The 19583-nt window shown below is 54.8% G+C and carries 20 protein-coding genes and 1 pseudogene; 17 read left to right on the top strand and 4 right to left on the bottom strand.

Annotation, left to right across the window (positions count from 1 at the left end; all coding sequences use genetic code 11):
- Together ACWGKN_RS14805 and ACWGKN_RS14800 are read left to right on the top strand one after the other, a co-directional pair.
- Positions 1 to 216: winged helix-turn-helix transcriptional regulator (locus ACWGKN_RS14805; protein ID WP_452095547.1), on the top strand; the 216-nt coding region annotated here is incomplete at its 5' end.
- 223 nt (positions 217 to 439) lie between these two features.
- Positions 440 to 769: a hypothetical protein gene (locus tag ACWGKN_RS14800; protein ID WP_452095546.1), complete on the top strand. Its 330-nt coding sequence runs from the start codon at positions 440 to 442 to the stop codon at positions 767 to 769.
- Between the two features lie 156 nt (positions 770 to 925).
- Here ACWGKN_RS14800 and ACWGKN_RS14795 read toward each other — a convergent pair whose 3' ends face one another.
- Complete coding sequence (locus tag ACWGKN_RS14795) at positions 926 to 1858, bottom strand: IS1595 family transposase (RefSeq protein ID WP_452095545.1); 933 nt, start codon at positions 1856 to 1858, stop codon at positions 926 to 928.
- 329 nt (positions 1859 to 2187) lie between these two features.
- Here ACWGKN_RS14795 and tnpC point away from each other — a divergent pair, with 329 nt between their 5' ends.
- From tnpC to ACWGKN_RS14725, 14 genes are all read left to right on the top strand, one after another.
- Positions 2188 to 3627, top strand: a complete 1440-nt coding sequence (tnpC, locus tag ACWGKN_RS14790; protein WP_452095544.1) for an IS66 family transposase — start codon at positions 2188 to 2190, stop codon at positions 3625 to 3627.
- 221 nt (positions 3628 to 3848) lie between these two features.
- Positions 3849 to 4319, top strand: a complete 471-nt coding sequence (locus ACWGKN_RS14785; protein ID WP_452095543.1) for an IS1096 element passenger TnpR family protein — start codon at positions 3849 to 3851, stop codon at positions 4317 to 4319.
- A 159-nt stretch (positions 4320 to 4478) separates the two neighbouring features.
- Positions 4479 to 5045, top strand: coding sequence for a hypothetical protein (locus ACWGKN_RS14780; protein ID WP_452095542.1), 567 nt, complete (start codon positions 4479 to 4481; stop codon positions 5043 to 5045).
- Positions 5046 to 5135: 90 nt separating this feature from the next.
- Positions 5136 to 5552 carry a calcium-binding protein gene (locus ACWGKN_RS14775; RefSeq protein ID WP_452095541.1) on the top strand — a complete coding sequence of 139 codons (417 nt, stop codon included), beginning with the start codon at positions 5136 to 5138 and terminating at the stop codon, positions 5550 to 5552.
- A 166-nt stretch (positions 5553 to 5718) separates the two neighbouring features.
- Entirely contained in the window at positions 5719 to 6150 is a 432-nt protein-coding gene (locus ACWGKN_RS14770) for a recombinase (protein ID WP_452095540.1), read from the top strand.
- Between the two features lie 400 nt (positions 6151 to 6550).
- Entirely contained in the window at positions 6551 to 6784 is a 234-nt protein-coding gene (locus ACWGKN_RS14765) for a ribbon-helix-helix domain-containing protein (protein WP_452095539.1), read from the top strand.
- 2 nt (positions 6785 to 6786) lie between these two features.
- Entirely contained in the window at positions 6787 to 7176 is a 390-nt protein-coding gene (locus ACWGKN_RS14760) for a PIN domain-containing protein (RefSeq protein ID WP_452095538.1), read from the top strand.
- A gap of 839 nt (positions 7177 to 8015) precedes the next feature.
- Complete coding sequence (locus tag ACWGKN_RS14755) at positions 8016 to 8642, top strand: DUF1294 domain-containing protein (protein ID WP_452095537.1); 627 nt, start codon at positions 8016 to 8018, stop codon at positions 8640 to 8642.
- Positions 8643 to 8752: 110 nt separating this feature from the next.
- Positions 8753 to 9814 carry a ribosome small subunit-dependent GTPase A gene (gene rsgA, locus ACWGKN_RS14750; protein WP_452095536.1) on the top strand — a complete coding sequence of 354 codons (1062 nt, stop codon included), beginning with the start codon at positions 8753 to 8755 and terminating at the stop codon, positions 9812 to 9814.
- Between the two features lie 958 nt (positions 9815 to 10772).
- On the top strand, positions 10773 to 11390 hold the full coding sequence (ycaC, locus tag ACWGKN_RS14745) for an isochorismate family cysteine hydrolase YcaC (protein WP_452095535.1): 618 nt from the start codon (positions 10773 to 10775) through the stop codon (positions 11388 to 11390).
- Positions 11391 to 11771: 381 nt separating this feature from the next.
- Complete coding sequence (locus ACWGKN_RS14740) at positions 11772 to 12515, top strand: protein-L-isoaspartate(D-aspartate) O-methyltransferase (protein WP_452095534.1); 744 nt, start codon at positions 11772 to 11774, stop codon at positions 12513 to 12515.
- On the top strand, positions 12512 to 14968 hold the full coding sequence (locus ACWGKN_RS14735; RefSeq protein WP_452095533.1) for an SAM-dependent methyltransferase: 2457 nt from the start codon (positions 12512 to 12514) through the stop codon (positions 14966 to 14968). Before ACWGKN_RS14740 ends, ACWGKN_RS14735 begins: the two co-directional genes overlap by 4 nt.
- 769 nt (positions 14969 to 15737) lie before the next feature.
- The gene (locus ACWGKN_RS14730) at positions 15738 to 15887 is read left to right on the top strand and encodes a hypothetical protein (protein WP_452095532.1); all 150 of its coding nucleotides are present in this window, start codon (positions 15738 to 15740) and stop codon (positions 15885 to 15887) included.
- On the top strand, positions 15887 to 17020 hold the full coding sequence (locus tag ACWGKN_RS14725) for an acyltransferase family protein (protein ID WP_452095531.1): 1134 nt from the start codon (positions 15887 to 15889) through the stop codon (positions 17018 to 17020). Before ACWGKN_RS14730 ends, ACWGKN_RS14725 begins: the two co-directional genes overlap by 1 nt.
- Before the next feature lie 325 nt (positions 17021 to 17345).
- Here the strand turns inward: ACWGKN_RS14725 and ACWGKN_RS14720 are convergent, their stop codons facing one another.
- Positions 17346 to 17474 carry a hypothetical protein gene (locus ACWGKN_RS14720; RefSeq protein ID WP_424256239.1) on the bottom strand — a complete coding sequence of 43 codons (129 nt, stop codon included), beginning with the start codon at positions 17472 to 17474 and terminating at the stop codon, positions 17346 to 17348.
- Positions 17475 to 17510: 36 nt separating this feature from the next.
- Between ACWGKN_RS14720 and ACWGKN_RS14715 the strand changes: the two are divergent.
- Positions 17511 to 17579, top strand: a pseudogene (locus tag ACWGKN_RS14715) (hypothetical protein); the annotation flags it as partial.
- Between the two features lie 105 nt (positions 17580 to 17684).
- Here ACWGKN_RS14715 and ACWGKN_RS14710 read toward each other — a convergent pair.
- Together ACWGKN_RS14710 and ACWGKN_RS14705 are read right to left on the bottom strand one after the other, a co-directional pair.
- Positions 17685 to 18455, bottom strand: a complete 771-nt coding sequence (locus tag ACWGKN_RS14710) for an alpha/beta fold hydrolase (protein WP_452095530.1) — start codon at positions 18453 to 18455, stop codon at positions 17685 to 17687.
- Between the two features lie 183 nt (positions 18456 to 18638).
- Positions 18639 to 19301, bottom strand: a complete 663-nt coding sequence (locus ACWGKN_RS14705; protein WP_452095529.1) for a PEP-CTERM sorting domain-containing protein — start codon at positions 19299 to 19301, stop codon at positions 18639 to 18641.
- Between the last annotated feature and the right edge of the window lie 282 nt (positions 19302 to 19583).

Below are 19583 nucleotides of genomic sequence, written 5' to 3'. Positions count from 1 at the left end.
GAACTAGAAAATGATGGCCTTATTCATCGAGAGGTCTATAAACAAGTTCCGCCGAAAGTCGAGTACTCCCTAACGGAACTTGGACGAAGCCTAATCCCAATTCTTTTGAACATGCGAGAATGGGGTGTGGAATATGAAAGCTATCTGGGAGGAGAGGCTCTTTTTTCAGGAGAAGAATACGAGCCACGTGACAAACTTGAGACAGGGAAGTATTAGAAGTATAAAGTTGGCACTTTTCAACATCACGAAATGACATGGTAATGCATAATGGCCCAACAAAGCAAATTAACTCGGTTGCAAATTCCGCTGCGCTACTTTGGCTCTTAGCATTGTTAAGCGTCCTAATATCTTAAGAATATGTATAAATTGCACAACCAGTCATTTCAGCGGACCCGCAGACAGCGCGGGTCCGCTGAATTCCACGTTATGGATAAAAAGCATGATGATTTTACAAGACGAAATGTTTCAAAAATGTGAAGAGCTCGGAGAAGCTAAAGTCCGTGAAAATCTAAATTCCAACATATGGAATAGCGCAAAACGAAAACATGCTGAAGAATGGCTTCGACAACTTGAAGCCAACAGATCTGAAGTTGTTTTATCACGCCAGGAATCCCGAGAATTAGAGAGTATAAAAATTGCTCGCGAAGCTAATTCTATTGCTTTATCGGCGCGTGGTGACGCTCGTTCAGCGAAAAATGCAGCATGGGCAGCTGCAATTGCGGCTGTTGTTGCGATAATAGTGATGATAATTGATCTATTGATCAACTGACCAGAATGAAATAGTCCATAACAACCGGCTCGTGTCGGACGCCGGGAGCAACGCAGCTCTTTGGTCGGAACATTTTTGCGCCGGCGACGCACCCCCGGCGCGTTATATTTTTTAAAAGGGGGTAGTCGGTTAGCTCCTCTCCCCTTGACTTCGGCTTCAATTATAGCCGAAAGTCACGTCAGCTTCAGTCACCGGCGGGGTGACCACGGTTTGCTCCATAAGCCGACGAAATACAAGCCCCCGGCTGCGGGATGTACGGCGGTTGAAGCGAAATGTAAATTCTTCCAAGTAGGCCTGGAGATGACCGGGTACAAAAGATCCCTGATGAGTTCCCAAAATCCAGCGTTTGAGGAGGCTTGCTACACGATGCACACCTGGCATCGAAACATGCGCAGGGTCATCCGATGAGGAAAGCACAGTCCTTTCATGTACGTACTCGTGCTTGAACAATCCATTGTATCCTTTCCAGCCGTCTGTGCGAACAGTTGCCTTCTCGGCTACAACGTCACTGATGAAAGGCTGGAGATAAGCAAAAGAGGCTTCTGGAATATGACGCATTCTAATTCGCCCAAAACCTTTAGGTTTCTTGATCTCGACAGCTATCACAACAATAGACTTAGTGGCTCCGCGGCCGCGCTTGCCGCCCTGCACGACGCCACCAAGGAGTGCCTCGTCAACTTCGACAATACCCGACAACTGCCCCCGCTCACTACGCACCATCGATACCCGGTATCGTTGGAGAATCGCCCAAGCCGTCCGGTAACTGGTACCCAGCGTTCGTTCCAAAGTTTTTGCCGAAAGGCCATTTTTGGCGGTTGTAAGGTGCCATGCGGCTTCAAACCAAGTCGTCAGTGGCGTTCTCGTTTTTTCCAGAATCGTGCCAACCGTCACGGATGTTTGATGACGACATGCCGGACAGACCAAACGACCACGTGTTTGTCGCCACGGATCCCCAAGAGTCATGCATGCAGGGCAATGAAAACCATCTGGCCACCGCAAGTGCTCCAAGTAGGCAGCGCATGCACTGTCGTCAGGAAAATGTTGCACAAATTCGCGATAAGTGTTTGGGAAGTCGCCTCCTGCTGTCATATATGACAAAGTAACATAAGAGGAGCTAACCGACTACCCCATTTGAATTTTAAAAAGATGTAATTATTCAGCACAAATTATTTTCATCAAATCCAATAAAGTTCTTGACAGGGTTTTCGTTAAATTTTTTCAGAATCCAACCAGTTTCCGACTCAGCACAGAGCACTGCTTTATTCGCCCCAAGTGAGCTGTTTTGGCAACACCGTAACACTGGTGCATACCCCCGGGTGTAAAATTTTTGAAAATGCCTTGGCGGGCATCCTGGAGAGAAAAATTTCGGTTTAAAAACCCGTGTTATAATAAGGTAACGCTTAACACGGGAGCTTTTCATGACGGTGGACAATATCAATGTGGATGATACGGTAAAAAGGGTCACAGCCTTGATCGCCGAGGAGAAAAATCTCTCCCCGGCACTCAAGAGCAGTCTTGAAGTTTTGCTTTTACTGATCTCCATCTTGGTCAACCGTCTTGGACTCAACAGTCGGAACAGCAGCAAACCGCCCGCGGCGGACCCGTTCCGGAAAAAAGAGCGGAAAACCGCCGGTGGACGAAAACCAGGCGGGCAGCATGGCCATGTCGGCAAGACCCTGCAACAGTTCAGCGATCCCGATATCGTCAAGCCCATCCCGATAGACAGGGATCTCCTGCCGCCGGGAGAGTACAAGAGTGGCGGCCATGAGGCCAGGCAGGTTATCGATCTGGATATCGGCATCGTTGTCACCGAATGGCAGGCGGAAATCCTTGTCGACCAAAACGGGAAAAAGCATGTCGCACCTTTTCCGGAAGGCGTTACGCGGCCGATTCAGTATGGCATCGGGATCAAAATCAACTCGGTTTACATGTCACAGTACCAGATGATTCCGTACAATCGTATCGAGGAGCAATTCGCCGATCAGCTGCAGATCCCGATCAGTGCCGGCTCCATCGTCAACTTCAACAGGGACGCCTTCGAGCGGCTGGAGTTGTTCGAAGCCTGGGTCAAGAATCGGTTGGCCATCTCCCCCCTGGTCCATCTCGATGAAACCGGAGTCAATGTCAACAGCAGCCGATATTGGCTGCATAACACCTCGACCGACAGCTACAGCTATTTTTACCCGCATCAGAAACGCGGTGGAGAGGCCCTTGATGAAATCGGCATCCTCTCCGGCTACCAGGGCATACTCTGCCATGACCACTGGAAGCCCTACTTCAACTATGGTGCGGCCCACGCCTTGTGCAATGCCCATCATCTCCGGGAACTGGAAAGAGCTGCGGAACAGGATGGACAGAAATGGGCCAAGCAGATGAGTGATCTGCTCCTGGAAATCAACCGGGCGGTGGATGAGGCCGGTGGCTCTCTCGACCCGCCTGGCGCCGAGCTGTTTCGGCAGCGATACCGGGAAGTGTTGACCGAGGCCGAAATCGAGTGCCCTGAGCCGAAGAAAAAGGCATACCACCTGAAACCGGGAAGAATTGCCAGATCAAAAGCGCGAAATCTCCTGGAGAGGCTCGGAAAATTTGAGGATGCCGTGCTCCGATTCATGATCGACCCACTCGTGCCCTTTTCCAACAACCAGGCAGAAAATGATCTTCGCATGATCAAGGTCCAGCAAAAGGTGTCGGGCTGTTTCCGTTCGATGGACGGCGCCAAGGTATTCTGTCGCATCCGCAGTTACTTGACAACCTGCAGAAAACAGAGCGTTACTGCGACGGAGGCATTGCGTCTGCTGTTCGAGGGTAAATGGCCGGCATTCATGGTTGCCTCGGATGTCTCTTTGGATGCTGAATAGTTAAAAGACGTAATGGAAATCCTAACAGGATTTCCTTGCCTCTCGATAGAGTATGGGATACTATAGCTGAAATTCATGACATTTCTGCGACATACACAGTATAAATAGAAGGTCGTTGGTGAAAATCAGTGGAAATTGGAAATCTGACGTTTCGACGATAAATTGTTCTTTGCCTCCAAAAAAGAGGCGGCCTACTATTAAACGTTAGCAAAAAAATTACAATGAAAAATTTAGAGTTAATCACATTAAAAATATTTAATACCTGGGACCCAGTTGAAGATAAAAATTTTTGGGAGGCTGTTATAGAAATCCCGGTCAGCTATTCTCTATTTGATTTTCATCTTTATATTCAGAAAATTACCGATTTTGAGAATGATCATTTTTTTGAGTTTTATGCTGGAAGAAATGAAAGAAATCGTAAATTGCTTTTTTCAGAAGATTCGGGGTATCCTGACGATGGTGGGGACTATTCTAATATTTTATTAAATGATATATACCCGTTAAAAGGACTAAAGCTATATTATCTTTTTGATTACGGGGATAATTGGGTATTCGAAATACACAAATTACGAAAAAAAACTATCCCAAAAGATGGTGAAAAGTATCCTCGTGTTGTTTCGCAAACCGGTGATAAACTGATACAATATATTGATTATGAAGATGATTTTGAGTTTATCGACAATGAGGAATAAGTTGCTAACAAGCCGGGTGCAGGTGACGCTTTCCGCTCCGCTCCAAGCGCCCCTGACCCGCAGCGTTATGCGTGAGGGAAAATGAATATATCCGATTCAGAAGAACAACTTTTTAGTCAATGGCAAGGAAGCAGAGAAGGATTTGTACGAGATGGTGTCGTGTCTGAAAAGGACTATCTCGAATCAAATCCTAAAATAGCGTTAATCCTCAAAGAGGTAAATGATCCAGATGGAGGTGGTTGGGACTTAAGAGAATTCATTGCTGAAGGTGGACGCCCCCAAACATGGGACAACATAACTAGATGGGTTCACGGCATACGAAACCGAAAATCAATTCCCAACTGGGACTTCTATTCAGAAATCACAAATGAATTCAGGATAGATATTCTTAGGAGTATTTGCGCTATCAATCTTAAAAAGTCTCCGGGGACACATACAACAGATCATGCCTCACTAAATGCAGTTGCAAATCAAGATAAAGCTTATATTCAACGACAATTCGATATATATGATCCAGATATAACAATATGCGGTGGAACAGGAGATCTATTTAAGTGGGTGGCTGGTCATGACTCAAAGGAATGGAAGACCACAAGCCGCGGAATATGGTGGTATGAGAGGGATGTAAATAAATGCGTGATTTCATTTTCTCATCCGGAAGCGCGAGTCCATAATCCGCTTTTGGTATATAGTCTTCTTGATGCAGTAAACGAAATCTGCGCATAACAAGGCTAATTCAGCCGACGCAAAAAACCGCGCGGCTGATTAGCAGCGTTAGCGTTTTTGACACGTTCATTATCGTTATTTGGAGGAAAAATGTGCGAACTTGACGAACAAGATAAAAGAATCGAACAAATTCTTGGTCGATTTGATATGGACGTTAGTGAAGAGTCTTCCTTGAAATATATGGATTATCTTAAACAGAATATTAAATTTCCATGTCAACTTACCGGTATTGAAGATTTTCCCTGGGAAGAATATTATGTATTTGGGCCTGGTAGTAAAAAAGAATATGAGAAGCTTAAAAAGAAACAACCATCTTATACAGATACATTCAATCTTATTAGCTTCGAGAATGATCTTGATGAAAATAATGGTATTTTAGTTAAAGTTGATCGATTATCCGATAAAAAGAAATTCTTATTACCATTAGCTGACCTAAAATCAACAGACGAGGAGTCAAAAAATTATCAGCTACTGGATGATTATTCAGTTTGGTTTGTTAATAACTAGGAGATACAGTGAATAGAATCGCTAACCAGCCAGTGCACCAGACCGGAAGGGCCGCGCGGCTTTGGTTTTTTCCGCCATTCGATGTATCTTGGTTTTTTTAGCATTATCACTGACATCGTTACCCTTCCGGCTGGAGACCGGCACGTTCTGCATTGGAAAAAAAATAATGGATAAAGTGGACAACAGCTTGGATAAAATAAAGAATGAAAATAAAATTCTTTTAGATAGATTTGAAAAGTATCTAACGAATAAAAAACTATCAAGGGTGTCTATTGATAAGCATATTGGAAATGCAGATTTTTTTATAAATGATTTTCTATTGTATTATGAGCCAATAACTGCAAAAGATGGTTCATCGCAGGTTGGTTGTTTTTTAGGAGATTGGTTCATTAGAAAAGCTATGTGGGCGTCTGTAACTTCAATTAAAGAAAACATAACCAGTCTTAAAAAATTTTATCAATTCATGTTCGAAATCGGTGAAATTCCCAAGGATGATCTATTCGAGTTAGAAGAAGAGATTAAAGAATGCAAAGACGATTGGTTTGAAAATCTACGAAAGTATGATGATCCAGATGTTGACCTAGAAGATATATGGTAATAATTGCAGAACAACGAATAAGGATAGATTGTGTGAGCGATAAGCGAACCACAATCTTATCCGTTGGTTGGACGAGCCCGTTGACAATATAAGGAATTATCTTTTTTCGAGGGATTTGTCAGGAGTGCAACCGAATGGTATGCACTTTACGCAAGGCGCAGTTGTCCATTTGCCTGGAAGAGGCGAAAAAATATCAATTATTTCATAGAAAGGCATTCCTCCAGATGAAATTTATAGTGAGGCCGCACCGGTTATAAGCTGCTATCCCGGGTGCCTGACGTTCAACGACTGGCTTCACACGGACCCCGCAAACAGTGCGGGTCCGGTGAGGCGGAGCGTTGGCCTTGACAACCGCATTGGTAATGTATAGCATTGGTGTATACATTATTGGAGGTGTTGCATGGTAAGAACACAGATTTATCTCACTGACCGTCAAAGAACTGAATTGGAAATAATTTCAAAAACTCTGGGGAAAAAGCAAAGTGAGCTTATCCGTGAAGCTGTTGATCGCCTCATAGATCAAACTGGGCGCAGAAGGCGTGAAAGCATATTGCGGGAAGCTGCTGGAATCTGGAGAGACCGTGTTGATCTTCCTGATTACAGGGCAATACGCTCTGAATGGGACAGGGGATAATCATGGCCGATTCCTTTCTTCTTGACACAGATGTTCTTATAGATTTTTTGCGTGGCTACGACAAGGCAGTAGATTTTGTAACGGCTAATGCTAATTCGCATAGAATAATTTTGTCATCTATCGTTGTTGCTGAGCTGTATGCTGGTGTAAAAGGTGCTGGGGAACTATCCTCATTAAATAATTTTATCTCTTTGTTTAACGTTATCCCAGTTACTTCTGAAATTGCAAGAGCAGGCGGTCTTTATAAACGCGATTATGCCAAATCACATGGAGTTGGCCTCGCAGACGCAATCATCGCAGCAACTTGTGAATCTGAAAATGCAGCGCTAAAAACCCTGAATGTAAAGCATTACCCAATGATAAAGGGCTTAAAACCAGCATATAAAAAGTAAAAGGCCAACCATTGCTTGCACCCGACCGGGCTACAGCTTGCCCGTTTTGCAAGCCTTTAATTTTTCAACCATTTTTTCCCATCAGACCGGCGTCTCAATTCGCCGCCCGGCCGGTGAAGCACACGTTAGTGCGCCAAGCGCAGCTTGGTGCTTCTTATAGAGTGCCCTGCTTAAGTTCCCGGGCAGGAAATCCCCATCGGCCAAAGTCTAACCAACAGCCCGTACCGAGTGTTGCGCGGTCGGCGGAATCGGTTGCAAGGCCGGTGAACAAAGATCGTGAAGCGTACACAGGGAACACTGCAGGCCGCAGGGGAGACGTACCTCCCCAAAGCAATTCAGCCTCGTCAGAGTAATCAAAGCAGTCGGCGACGGTTTTAACGTATCGGAAGCCGGTACAGAGGAATCGAATGGTGAGATTCCCGAGGGGCTGCCGGGGGCCAAGAGCGTGGCATGTAGTGAGAGAAGCATCGGTAACTTGGGAGACCCTTCCACCTCCACCGATTTACCGATTGGCGGTAGGACAGTTCAATCACAAAAAGGCTGTCCGACGGGTCAACAAAGCGAAGGGAGTCAGATCATCTCATAGTACTCTGAGACGCCGATCACATGGGGAAGGGGATGACGGTATTGTGCAGCCCGCAAAGGAAACTTGTACCGGATATGAAAGGCTGGATTATGCAAGCAAACCTCACTGAGGGGAATAGCAAAGAGAACATGCGAATGTTCTTGTACGAAGCGAGCAATACTGAGGAGCCTTGTGCGAGAAAACCGCACGCAGGGATCTGTGAGGGGGCGGTCGGGTAACTGGCCGTGCTACCTCGATACCATTTAACAGAAACATGAATATGCAAAACGGAACTATCTCAAACTGGAATGATGAAAAAGGTTTTGGATTTATACTTCCAAAATCTGGAGCAAAGGCGATATTTGCTCATATCAAAGATTACAGTCGAGAACACAAACCGCCAATCAAAGGGCTTGAGGTTAGCTATTTGATCTCCACTGATCCTAAAGGGCGTACATGCGCAGTGGAAATATGCCCTGTAAATGGCCACAAAAAAATTGGCCGTGGTTTTCGACAAAAAGCGTTGTCCTTAATCTTATTAAGCACTTTCGCAATCATTTTATTTTACCTTTATAGTTCAAGCGTGATTCCACTTTCAATTGTTGGCATATACGCTTTCGTGAGCATCGTTACGTTTGCAATGTACGCCAAAGACAAGAATGCCGCGGAATGGGGACAGTGGAGAACCCAGGAAAGCACCCTTCATGTATTGGCCTTGGTTGGCGGTTGGCCGGGAGCTTCAATCGCACAAAGTTTTTTACGGCATAAGTCTAAAAAACTCTCATTCCGAGTGACGTACTGGATCACCGTAATAATCAACTGTGGCGTATTGATTTGGTTGGTTTCACCTGAAGGTAGGTTCTGGTTCAACAATGTAATGAAAAATATCAATTTTGGTTAATCGGGCAGCCCGAGGAATCTCTCCCCCAACCCCCACGCCACTTGGAAGCGGGTCCCAATGCTATCACGCCCATGCCGGGCGTACACAAGGCGCTCGTTCGATGACAGCATATGATCAAATTGAGTGATATGGGTTTCGACCAATGGTTTCAATCGCATGTCAGTGGCTTGCGTCAAGAGGGCCTGGACATCGCGCGGATTTCGGCAGTGAACCGCGGCTCGTACCGTATCAGAAATCCAACAGGGGAAGTCCCGGCTGAACTCATCGGCAGGTTGTATTTCCAGTCAGAATCTTCGATCGACCTGCCGTGTGTCGGCGATTGGGTGACAGTGCAATATCACAACAACGACACTGAAGCCATAATCCATGAGGTGCTCCCGAGAAGAAGCTTTCTCCGCCGCAGAGCCGCCGGTGAAAAGGTGGATGTGCAGATGATTGCGGCCAACATTGACGTCGCCTTCATTGTCCAATCGTGCCACTTTGATTTCAACGTGAAGAGGATGGATCGGTACCTGGTGATGGCGGCGGATGGTGGTGTTGATCCGATTATTGTTCTCACGAAGACGGACTTGATCGCCTCCGAAGAACTGGAGCGGAAGATTGCCGCCATTACGGCGAGCACCACTGCATCCAGTGTCCTTGCCCTCAGCAATGTCACCGGCAGCGGATTTGACGAATTCCAGCAGCTGTTGATTTCAGGGAAAACCTATTGTCTGCTCGGTTCATCGGGGGTTGGCAAGACAACACTGCTCAACCGCCTGATCGGGCAGGAGGCTTTCGATACAAAGGCTGTGAGCGGAACGGGAGAAGGCATCCACACGACCACGCGCCGCCAGCTTATCGTCCTTCCTCAGGGTTCGATGGTGATCGATACTCCCGGGATGCGAGAGCTCGGCCTTCTCGGTGCGAGCGAAGGGGTCAACCAGGGCTTTGACGACATTATCGAGCTTTCCTTGAATTGCCGCTATCCGGATTTCAGCCACACGCAGGAACCCGGCTGTGCGGTCCGAGCCGCAATAGCCAGCGGTGCGTTGACGGAAGATCGCTATTCCAGCTACACCAAGCTCAAGACCGAGTCGGAGTACCACGAGCTGTCGTACCTCGACAGACGGAAGAAGGATAAGGCATTCGGGCGCTTCGTCAAATCTGTGAAGAAGCGGATGAAGGTCTGAAAGGGGCAGCGGGCCGGTCGAGAAAATCGACCTTCAGGCAGGCAACTCGGCATCAAAAGGACCGATCCTCCTGTCATTTTGACCAATCGCCTGCTGCCATCTCGACCAATCGCCTGCTGTCATCCCGACCAATCGCCTGCTGTCATCCCGACCATTCGCCTGCTGTCATCTCGACCGTTCGCCTGCTGTCATCTCGACCGTTCGCCTGCTGTCATCTCGACCGTTCGCCTGCTGTCATCTCGACCGCAAGGGAGAGATCTCCCGTCAGGAACAACGAGATTTCTCGCTACCGCTCGAAATGACAGCGGGGGACAACATCTCGGCCTTCGCCCTAACGGGAGCAACGAGATTTCTCGCTGCCGCTCGAAATGACAGCGGGGGTGATATCTCGGCCCTCGCCCTACCGGGGACATCGAGATTTCTCGCTGCCGCTCGAAACGACAGCGGGGGCGGCATCTCGGCCTTCGCCCTACCGGGGACATCGAGATTTCTCGCTGCCGCTCGAAACGACAGCGGGGGCGGCACCTCGGCCTTTGCCCTACCGGGAACAACGAGGTTCCCGCTTCGCTCGAAATGCATTTCGAGAGGCTGCATGCCGTTGGCGGTTCGCCACTTCTCCCCACCCCGATTTATCCATTTTCGCTGCTTTTGCCTTTATATGACGACATGCATTGTCTCGTCCAACCGAGATGCGAGTGGGACGTACTGTGTGATTGTGTCATTTTGCAAACGGTTCACCGATCACGTCCGCAGAATGGCAGTCGGTTACCGTTTGCCGCCATAAAAGGAAGAAGATATGAAAAGAATGCTTAAAATTGTACCCATGGAGATTCAGCAAGGCGCCTGACAGGTGCTATTGCCTGATCCCCGGGCGCTCGACCCGTCACCCGGGGCAAGCGGCAGATTGAACTTCAACCGCGATCCATTGCGGAGAGAGCTTCCGCAGAAGGAGTCAATCATGAGTACAGCATTCAAGTATACCCGTCTTTCCAAAGACGATGCCGCGCTGCTGCTGGTCGACCACCAGGCGGGCCTGATCTCGCTGGTGCAGGACTTCGAGCCGAGCGAGTTCAAGAACAACGTCCTGGCTGTCGCCTCCTGCGGCAGGTATTTCAAGCTGCCGACCATTCTCTCCACCAGCTTCGAGAACGGCCCGAACGGCCCGCTCCTGCCGGAGTTGAAGGAGATGTTTCCGGACGCACCCTACATCGCCCGGCCCGGCAACATCAACGCCTGGGACAACGAGGATTTCGTTCGTGCCGTCAAAGACACCGGGCGCCGACAACTGATCATCGCCGGCGTGGTCACCGAGGTCTGCGTCGCCTTTCCGGCGCTCTCGGCCCTGGAGGAGGGCTATGAAGTGTTCGTGATCTCCGACGCTTCCGGCACCTTCAACGAGATCACCCGCCACAGCGCCTGGCTGCGCATGCAGGCCGCCGGCGCGCAGCTGATGAACTGGTTCGGCATGGCCTGCGAGCTGCACCGCGACTGGCGCAACGATATCGAAGGTCTCGGCACGCTCTTCTCCAACCATATCCCGAATTACCGGAATCTCATGACGAGCTATTTCGCCTAGGCCGGCAGGAAGTGACGACCGTCGGCCCGGCGCTCCGGCAGATCGGCAACCCGCCCCGCCGGAGCGTAAGTTGGCTGCGATTCATCTCCAAAAGGACAATATATGGGAAAGATTGCATTGGTAGCCGGCGTCGCCGACACCCTGTACCAGGCCTGATGACCGACCGGCTGCCCGGGAGGCAGCACCTTTCCCTCGCCCAGCCGCCGCCGGCAAGCGCCCGGCCGGCCCCGTCGACGCCCATCTGCCCCGCTCGGCGCCCGGCGGCGGCCCCCGGGCGATCACAATCACTCCTTGCCACCGCCTGCCGAAATCCATAATACTATTGAGAGAGGGTGGCGGTCGTGTCACCTCGCGGGACAACTGCAGGCAGGAGGCGAACACATGAACTGGCCGGGGATGCTGTCGTTGCTGATGATCGGCCTGGCCCTGACCTGGCACAACGGTCGGGCCGACGAGGGGGAGGATATGCGCAAGGCACGGGACCGGATGGTCAAGGAAATCGAGCTGGACGTCATCACCACGGCGGACCATATCGGACGTCCCCGGCTCAACAGGGAGGTGATGAAGGTGATCGGCGAGGTGCCCCGGCATGAGTTCGTGCCGGAGCACAACCGCGATGCCGCCTATGTCAACCGCCCGTTGCCGATCGGGTACGGGCAGACCATATCCCAGCCCTATATCGTCGCCCTGATGACCGATCTGCTGGCGGTATCGAGGGACGCCAAGGTGCTGGAAGTGGGCGCCGGATCGGGGTATCAGGCGGCGATCCTGTCGCGGCTGGTGAAAGAGGTCCATTCCATCGAGATCATCCCCGAACTGGCCCGCGAATGCCGGGCGCGACTGCAGCGGCTGGGCTACGGCAACGTCACCGTCCATGAGGGTGACGGCTACTATGGCCTGGAGGCCGAGGCCCCCTTCGATGCGATCGTGGTCACGGCCGCCGCCGCCTATATTCCGCCGCCGCTGGTGCGGCAGCTCAAGCCGGGCGGGCGGATGGTGATCCCGGTGGGGGCCCAGTTCGCGGTGCAGTACCTGATGCTGGTGGAAAAAACCGCTTTGGGCGAGATCTCGACCCGCAATGTGCTGCCGGTCCAGTTCGTGCCGCTGACGGGACAACGTGAGTGAGCGGCAGCCCGCTGCAGGATGGCGGCCGCCGGCTGCTGGTCGCAGTGGCGCTGGTCTCCGGGGCCGCACTGGGCTACGAGCTGGTGCTGCTGCGCTTTTTCTCGCTGATGTACTGGTCGCAATTCGCCCACCTGATCATCGGCATGGCCCTTCTCGGTTTCGGCGTCTCGGGCACCATCCTGGCGCTGCTGCAGGACCGGCTGCTCCGCAATTTTCATCGCTCATTCTGCTGCAGCGCCCTGCTGTTCACCTTCACCCTGCCGGTGGCCACCTCGCTGGCCGGCCGCCTCGGCTTCAATCCCCCCGAGGTGATCTGGGACGGCGGGCAACTGGGGCGACTGGCGGCGGTGTTCAGCCTGGTGTCGCTGCCGTTCGCCTGTGCCGGCCTGTGCATCGGCCTGACCATGCGCTGGCAAACCGGAGCGGTGGCGCGGATCTATCGCGCCGATCTCACCGGGGCGGCCGGCGGGGCCCTGCTGATCATGGTGCTGCTCTTTGTCCTGAGCCCGCAGGGGGCGGTGCGGCTCCTGGCCCTGGCCGGCCTGACCGCGGCGGCGCTGGTGTCCCGCGGCGAGGGCCGGGGGCGCCGGTCATGGCGGCTGGCGGCAACGGCCATCGCCCTGCTCATCATCCTCTGGCCGACCCAGTGGCTGGCCCCGGTCATGTCCCCGTTCAAGGGGCTGGCCCAGGCGCTGCACGTCCCCGGAATCCACATTGCCGCCCGGACCCGGTCGCCCGCCGGGGAATTCACCGCGCTGCGCTCCGATGCGATCCCCTTCCGCTTCGCTCCGGGGCTGAGCATGGTGGCGCCGGCCACCCCGCCGGAGCAGATCGCGCTCTTTCACGACGGCGATCCCGTCGGCATGATCCTCCAGGGAACGGGCGGGCCCGAGGCCATGGAGTTCCTGCGCTGGACGCCGATGGCCCTGCCCTATGTCCTCGTCGACCGGCCCCGCGTCCTGGTGCTCGGCGCCGGCGGCGGGGGCGATGTCTGGCACGCCGTGCTCGAACAGGCCCCGCTGATCGATGCGGTCGAACCCTCGGGCGAGCTGAGCGATTTCGTCCGCTTCCCCTTTGCCGATTTTGCCGGCGCCATCCACGGCCGCAGCGGCGTCCGGCTGTATCGCCACGACGTCCGCGGCTTTCTCGCCGCCGCCCGGGATCGCTACGATCTGATCCAGGTCTCGCCATTGGGCACGGCCACGCCGCCGGCGGCCGGCGGTCACGCCCTGGACCCCCAGTATCTCTACACCGTCGAGGGCATCCGCCAGGCGCTGGCACGGCTATCGGAGGGCGGCATCCTGGCCGTCACGCTGGCCCTCGACCTGCCGCCGCGCAGTGCGGTCAAGATGCTCGCCACGGTCGCCGAGGCCCTTCGCCTGGAACGACACCCGGACCCATCCCGCCATGTGGCGGTCATCCGCACCTGGAATACCGTCACCATCGCCGCCTCCCCCGCGCCGCTGTCGCCGCAGCGACAGGAGGCGGTCCGCGCCTTCTGCCGCACCCGGGCCTTCGACCTGGTGTGGCTGCCGGACATCGGGCCGGCCGAGGTCAACCGCGTCAATGTCCTGCAGCGGCCGTTTTTCTACGAGGCCGCCCGGGAGATCTGGCAGGGGGAGGGCTACCGCCTCTCCCACCCCTTCAACATCGTCCCGGCCACCGATGACCGCCCGTGGTTCGGCCATTTTTTCCGCTGGAGCTCCTTCGGCGACCTGTGGGCCCAACGGGCCGCCGGGTCGGCCGCGATGCTCGAGTGGGAATACCTGCTGCTGTGGATGTCGCTGGCCGTCGCCGTCACCGTCAGCCTGCTGCTGATCGCCCTGCCGCTGCACCCCCTCTACCGCACCCAGCGGCACCAGCAATCCGGGACCGGCGGATACGCCCTCCGCATTGTCTATTTCGCCGCCCTGGGGCTGGCCTTTTTCTTCCTCGAGATCGCCTTCATCCAGCAATTCGTGCTCTTTCTCAACCAGCCGCTGCTGGCGATGGCGGTGGTCGTCCCCTCCTTCCTCCTCTTCGCCGGCGGCGGCAGCGGCTATGCCGACCGCCTGGCGGCCCGGGCGGCAGCCTTTGGGCGGCCGGGGCTGCGCGATCGCCCCGTGGCCCTGGCGGCAGCCGCAATCGTGACCGTTGCCGCCGTCTACCTGTGGCTGCTGCCGCTGGTGTTCCACGCCGGCGCCGCCTGGCCCGCCCTCCTGCGGGTGGTGGTCAGCATCCTGCTGATCGGCGGCCTCGCCTTCTGGATGGGCATGCCCTTCCCGCTGGGGCTGGGGCGCCTGGGCCGGAACCGCCCCGCCTTCGTCCCCTTCGCCTGGGGAGTCAACGGCTTCTTTTCGGTCATCAGCACCACCGCCGCCACCATCCTCGCCCTGCACGGCGGCTTCCGCCTCGTCATCGCCGCCGCCCTCGGCCTCTACCTGCTGGCCGCGGCCTGCGAACGGCGGCTGTGACGCCGCGGAAGCAGGGACCGCAACGGTACCCTCGTTACGGCCAACGCCGGCGAGATCGCCCTTGCCTTCGCCCCGGATTTGTGCTCCTGTTCACACAACCGTACCGAAAAGATCATCGGCGTCGTTCATATGCAGGATAACGAGATTGTTGATGGGCGAAAATGGAGGAGCTGTTGTCTGCTGTCATTTGGAGCAAAGTCCTTGTCATTTAGAGATTTTTTTCCGCCATTTCGAGCGAGAGCGGGAAATCCCGTTGTTCCCGGCAGGGCGAAGGCCGAGATGCTGCCCCCACTGTCATTTCGAAGCGAAGCGAGAAATCTTGTCTTTCTCTGCGGGGGATGCTTTCAGGCCTGGTTGAGATCTCTCCCTAGCGGTCGAGATGACAGCGGGGAAAGGTCGATTTGACAGTGACGAAGGTCGCGATGACATCCTCCCCCTTGTCATTTTGAGCGAGAGCGGGAAATCCCGTTGTTCCCGGCAGGGCGAAGGCCGAGATGCTGCCCCCGCTGTCATTTCGAAGCGAAGCGAGAAATCTTGTCTTTCTCTGCGGGGGATGCTTTCAGGCCTGGTTGAGATCTCTCCCTGCGGTCGAGATGACAGCGGGGAAAGGTCGAGTTGACAGTGACGATGGTCACGATGACAGTGAACAACGTCGCGATGACAGTGAGGAATGTCGCGATGACAGCGTGGAAAGGTCGAAATACCAGGGCAAACAAAGGTGAACAACCGGCGGCAGCTTTACCGCGGGGACAGGGAAGGGAGACGTCCATTGTGCAAGAGGCGCTCGTGCCCGGTGGATTACAAGAAGACATCCGACAGCCAACCTGCAGCCACCGAGATCCGGCGATCCGTCAGCCCTGGCCGGTCGGCGATCGGTGCCGGCAAGGACGACCGGCCACTGCGGCGCAGCGATAGTTGATGAAGAAACTCGAATCGATCCAGGCCCTCAGGGGCATCGCGGTCCTCGCCGTGGTGGCCTTCCACGCCATGACTGTCGAGCACAGATACGGCGGCGGCGATCAGCTGCTCCCGGGGCTGCTGCAGTTTGGCCAGTCGGGGGTCGACCTGTTTTTCGTCATCAGCGGCTTCGTCATGGTGACGGTGACCCGAGGCCGGTTCGCCGGCCGGGGCGAGACCGGCCGCTTCCTGTGGGGCCGGTTCAGCCGCATCTACCCCACCTACTGGTTCTACTACTGCCTGACGGCCACCGTGTTTCTGGCCAGGCCCGGCTGGGTCAACGCCACCCAGGGCCACCAGGTCGACCTGCTCGCCTCGTTCCTGCTGTTCCCCGGCATCCACCTGCCCCTGGTGATGGTCGCCTGGTCGCTGATCCACGAGCTGTGGTTCTATCTGGCCTTCGCCGTCCTTCTGCAGCTGCACGAGCGAATGCTGCCGCCGATGCTGCTGCTCTGGGCAGCGATCGTCATCCTCGCCAACACCCTCCAGCCGCCGCTACGCACGCCCGGCGCGGCCTACATCGCCCTCCACCCCTTCACCCTCGAATTCATCAGCGGGGCCCTTGCCGCCCTGCTGCTGTACCGCCGCTCCGCTCCGCTCCGGGGATTGCGGACTGTCCTGATCCCGGCATTGATCGTCCTGCCGCCGGGGATCGCTCTCGTCCACCACTTCAACATCGTCAACAGCATGGGTCTGCTGCGGGCCGCCACGCTGGGGACGCTGTTCGGCCTCCTGGTCTACACCGCCGCGAGGCTGGAGACCTTCACCGGATGGCAGCCTCCCGGCGTGCTGGTATTCTTCGGCAATATCTCCTACACCCTCTACCTGTCCCATATCCTCGTGCTGTCGGCAATCGGCCGCCTGTGGCGCAGCGCCTCCCCCGCGCCCGCCAGCCTGGTCGACAACGCCATCGTCCTGCCGACCATGCTCCTGGCCGTGACCGGTTGCGGCTGGCTGGCCTATCGCCTGGTCGAACGGCCGGCGCTGGATTTCTCGCATCGCCTGCGACAGCGCTGGTTCGCCCGGCAGATCCCGCCCGATGGCGACGGCGCGGCGCGGCCCAAGGCAACGCTACGGCCAACAGGGGAGCGGTGAACGGGTCGGGGCGGAGGCCATCACCGCTGTCATCTCGACCATCCCCCGCTGTCATCTCGACCTACCCCCGCTGTCATCTCGACCTACCCCCGCTGTCATCTCGACCAGCGGGAGAGATCTCAAACAGGCCTTGGCGTCACCCCCCGCAGGAAAAAGCAAGATTTCTCGCTTCGCTTCGAAATGACAACGGGGGCGACTTCACACCCTTCGCCCTACCGGGAACAACGAGATTTCTCGCTTCGCTCGAAATGACAGAATCCGCAGCAAATGACAGGGCCTGCAACTCTTCTTTGTGCAAGAGGTTCAGTTTGTTCTCCTCTTCTCTTCAGAACCGGAGATCAACAACGATGAAAAACATTGCCGTACTGCTACCGGGGCTGGTGACCGGTTGCGTTGCCAGAGGTGGCACGAGATCGCCCGCCTCGACCACGGCTTCGAGCGGGGCCTGCGTCATCGTCGCCTATACCACGCCGGCTACCGCTGCGCCCTGGTGTGCGGCTCCGACAAGTCCTGCCTGTGGATCCTGGCCCGAGAGCCGAAGCTGGAGGCAGGAATGAGGAAGGCCCTGATTGCCAGGGCGGCGGCGCTGGGTTTCGCCACGGAAGGGCTGATCAGCGTCGACCACCGCAGAGCAGCGAGGGGAGAGTGGCGGGGCCTGGCGCTGTCAGCCGGCGATCCGGGTGACGAAGGCGGCCATGTGATCGAGGGTCAGCTCGGGGAGTTCGAGGTGGGGAGAGTGGCCGCAGCCCTCGAGCAGCACCGGCGTCGCCGCCCCGCCGGCGCCGGCGACGATCCGCTCGACCTGGGCCGGGGTGCCGTACTGGTCGTCCCGCCCCTGGAGCACCAAGAGCGGCGTCTGAATCGCCGGCAGCAGGTACTCGATCGACCAGAAGCGGAAGGCGGGATCGAGCCAGGCCCGGCTCCAGGCGGTGAACATGCTCTCGGTCTTGTCGCCGTGGTAGCGGGTGAGGCCATTCAACCGGCCGGCGGCGAAGGCACGTTCGGCGGCGGTGATGCCGGCGAGGGTGAGGTCATCGACCACGACATGGGCGGCCTCGGTGATGATGCCTATGAGCCCCGGCGGGCGGGCGGCGCCGTGGATCAGGGCGATGCTGCCGCCGTCGGAATGACCGACCAGCAGGTACGGCCGCTCCGGCAGCAGAACGGCGAGGAGGCGGGGCAGTTCGCACAGGGCGTACTCGTGCATGAAATGGATCGTCCGGGGATGGCGCAGCGGCGCCGAGCGGCCGTGGCCGCGGCGGTCATAGACCAACCCCGGACAACCGGTGATGGCACAGAGGCGCTGGGGAAAATCCCGCCACTGACCGACCGAGCCGAGGCCCTCGTGGAGGAAGACCAGGCAGGGGCGATGAGGCGGGCCGGCGATCAGGTCGTAATAGAGGGCATAGTCGGGTTCGAGTTCGAGCAGAGGCATGGATTGGTTGCGGGCGAAGAGGGAAGGGAAGGGAAGACCGCGGGGGCGATCCCCGGGCGGTGGCGGAAACTAGTGAAAAATACCCCCGACAGCCAGCAAAGGCAATGGCGGAGGCATAAAAAAAGGCAGGACCCCTGAAGGAGCCCTGCTTTTTTTTACCTACTTACTTGAACTCAGTTAAGATCAGGCTTTTTTCCGCCTCCGGGCGACCCCGGCCAGTCCGGCGAGACCGGTGCCGAAGAGCAGCATGGTAGCCGGTTCGGGAACGGGCGTATCGCCTGGATCGCCATATACTATCATATTGGAAAGTTCTTTATCATTATATGTGAGATCAAATAAACCTGATCCTGAACCCGGATCAGTAAGATATATGTTATCAAAGAAATATAATTGAGTCCCAGAGCCTGAATCCCCAGATGAATTCCCAGAGCCTGCTTTAAACGTGAAAACGAAATCATAATATGTTGGCAACATACCATTACCTGCTGGACTTTCCTCCCACAGTAACGAAAAATCACCAACAACACTATCTACATCAGCATCTAGAGTGAATTTAATCCCATCCAATATTCCTATTTCACCATCAATTGCAGTTTCATCCTTAACAATATAATCAAATGTTTGCCCAAAATACGTTATTGAACCGGTTCCAGAAAACTGACCAGCATATGTTGTAAAATCACTAGCATTCGTACTTATTACATTACCGCCGCCATCTAAATAAGTAAATATTACATCATCAATGCTGGCTACACCATCATCATCTAAGACAAGGGCCTGCGCCACTCCCCCCATCCCCACCACCAACAATCCAGTTGCCAATGCTGCCAATAAACTCTTTTTCATAAAGCCCCCCTTCAAAGCTGAGTTTGATCTCTTTTACAACTTATTAAAAACCACCCACCCTCCTGCGGATGGTTTCTGACCGTTTGTCTTTATCAAGCAAGATCGGTGCCAGAAAGAAAAACAAAGAAAAGAGACGAGAACGCAACGGGTCAATAGTCTAATAGTCAATGATTACAGAACTATTTTACCAAAATCACCGGGATGGCAACGGTGTGTGATGAGCACGGCTGCCCGGCCCAGGTTCCGGTACGGCGAATCCTGCCGGTATTCCGTATTGTCGGG

The sequence above is a fragment of the Desulfoprunum sp. genome (assembly GCF_053613775.1).
This window is presented reverse-complemented; position numbering and strand designations above follow the sequence as displayed.